A 2,187-nucleotide genomic window follows, 5' to 3' on the forward strand; every position below is an offset into this window, starting at 1 on the left:
TAGGTAGACAAACCAGATTAGAAATAACAGCTCCATAGAGAGTGGTAAGTAGTGCTACTGCCATTCCCGGCCCCACTTTTTTGGGGTCATCCAAGCTAACCAGCATGGCTACCAACCCAATGAGTGTTCCAATCAAACCAAAGGCCGGAGCAAAACTGCCCATCGTTTCGAAAATAGCTCTTCCTTTTTTGTGGCGTTCTTCCAGAAAAACCAGTTCGGTTTCCAGGATGCTTTTCAATAGCTGAGGGTCAGTTCCGCCTACTACTAATTGAATCCCCCGCTTAAAAAAGAGGTCGTCTATTCTCTCTGTTTCTTCTTCCAGAGCCAGGAGCCCCTCTTTACGAGCTTTCTCTGCTAAGCCCACGAGAGTAGTGGTTATCTCTGAGGGATGGGGAAGTCGAGAACGTAAGGCAATCATAAAAAGCTGAAAAGCTTTCATCACCTGGTCCAGATGGAAACTGATAAGAGTAGCAGCTAAAGTCCCTCCTCCCACAATAAGTATGGAAGAAAAGCTATAGTAAATTTTCATATTATTAGCTGCAGCGTCAGTCATTCCCCAGAAAAGTAAAACTACTCCCACTACCAAACCGATGATAGTTGCCTTATCCATAGTTATCCCTCCATATCGCTCTCGGATAAATTCTGTATCAAGATTTTACTCACCCCGCTCTGTCGGCGAAAATCTAAGATTTTATTGATTATCTCATCTACTGACTCTTTAACTACATACTTTCTACCAGTAACCAGAGTGATAACCGTATCCGGAGTAGCTTCTATGGTTTCAATTAAATCCATATTCAGAACAAAACTGGAACCATTAAACCGAGTTAAACCAATCATTCTCTATCCCTCTCTCATGGGCTTGAAAAAGAGGGGCGCGGTGCCCCTCTTTTTCACCGTTTAATATTGATTAAATCCTGTAACATTTCATCAGACGTGGTAATCACCCGAGAATTAGCTTGGAAACCTCGCTGAGTTACTATCATATTGGTGAATTCCTGGGCTAAATCAACATTGGACATCTCCAGTTTTCCTACCGCGATGCTTCCTCTTCCTCCACTGTCCGCTGTTCCGATATTGGGAAGACCAGAGTTATTGGAAATCTGGTACAGATTTCCACCTTCTTTCAGTAAACCCCCCGGATTAGAAAAAGTGGCTAAAGCAATTTGAGCTAAGGCTTTGGATTGACCATTGGTAAAAATCCCGGTTAACACTCCACCAGAATCAGTACTTACCATATCTAAAGACCCGGCCTCATACCCATCCTGGAAATTAATATAGGCAGTGGGGTTACCCCCAAACTGGGTAAGTTGAGAAAAATCGATGTTTAGGCTAATAGCATTAGCTCCAGTAATAGCAAAACTAGCTGGGAGGGAAGGAAGAGTCGTTGAGATAATTGAACCGTTAGCATCAAATTGAATAGTACCCTGGCCATCAGTTGCCGTAACTCCATCCAAAGTTGCTTCCCAACCCCACTCATTTGCTGTTGCAGTTTTCGTAAAAGTTATTGTTAAGTTGTGAGGATTTCCTAAAGAATCATAAACCTGAACACTGGTAATCCATTCAGAGTTAAGGTCAGCGTTAGCGTCTAAATTCCCTTCAAAAGCAATTTGTGTGGTAGCTTTAGGCTTCATCTGAGCGCCCACCGGTATAGTTATATTCTGGAGAGCTTGGGTAGAATCAATATTTCCATCGGTATCGGCCATCCAGCCTTGCAGGCGAAAACCGTTGCTATTTACCAGCGCTCCATCAGCAGAGGTTTTGAAAGCTCCATCTCGAGTATAATACACTTGGCTTCCATCGCTCACTATGAAAAACCCTTCTCCCTGCACGGCAAAATCGGTGGGATTATCAGTGCTCTGCAAACTCCCTGGAGTAAAAAGAGTATCAATGCTCGAGATACCCATCCCCAGACCTACTTGTTTGGGGTTCACTCCTCCCATTCCTCCGGCTTGAGGACTACGAGCTCCTTCTACTGTTTGGCTCAAAATATCTTCAAAATTTACCCGACCGGCTTTAAAAGCCACGGTGTTAACGTTGGCAATGTTATTTCCTATCACATCCATCCGGGTCTGGTGATTTTTAAGACCAGAAACTCCGGAAAACAGAGAACGCATCATTTTTAATTTACCTCCCTTCGGGGAGCTCCCCTAAGGACCAGCTCCCTAAGCAATAATCGCTGAATCA

3 protein-coding genes are annotated in these 2,187 nt (G+C 43.9%); all 3 read right to left on the minus strand.

Annotation, left to right across the window (positions count from 1 at the left end; translation table 11 throughout):
• The coding region (locus GXZ17_RS02825) for a motility protein A (RefSeq protein WP_409375775.1) at nucleotides 1-610 on the minus strand (610 nt) is incomplete at its 3' end.
• Between the two features lie 2 nt (nucleotides 611-612).
• Entirely contained in the window at nucleotides 613-840 is a 228-nt protein-coding gene (locus GXZ17_RS02830) for a flagellar FlbD family protein (protein ID WP_409375776.1), read from the minus strand.
• A 53-nt stretch (nucleotides 841-893) separates the two neighbouring features.
• Nucleotides 894-2,120 carry a flagellar hook protein FlgE gene (locus GXZ17_RS02835; RefSeq protein WP_409375777.1) on the minus strand — a complete coding sequence of 409 codons (1,227 nt, stop codon included), beginning with the start codon at nucleotides 2,118-2,120 and terminating at the stop codon, nucleotides 894-896.
• Nucleotides 2,121-2,187: the final 67 nt, after the last annotated feature.

The sequence above is a fragment of the Candidatus Sordicultor fermentans genome (assembly GCF_012728195.1).
Lineage (GTDB): Bacteria > Atribacterota > Atribacteria > Atribacterales > Caldatribacteriaceae > Sordicultor > Sordicultor fermentans.

Excerpts from the sequence above, each read along its gene's own strand:
- GXZ17_RS02830 (WP_409375776.1), bottom strand. The coding sequence starts at position 840 with ATGATTGGTTTAACTCGGTTTAATGGTTCCAGTTTTGTTCTGAATATG.
- GXZ17_RS02835 (WP_409375777.1), bottom strand. The coding sequence starts at position 2,120 with ATGATGCGTTCTCTGTTTTCCGGAGTTTCTGGTCTTAAAAATCACCAG.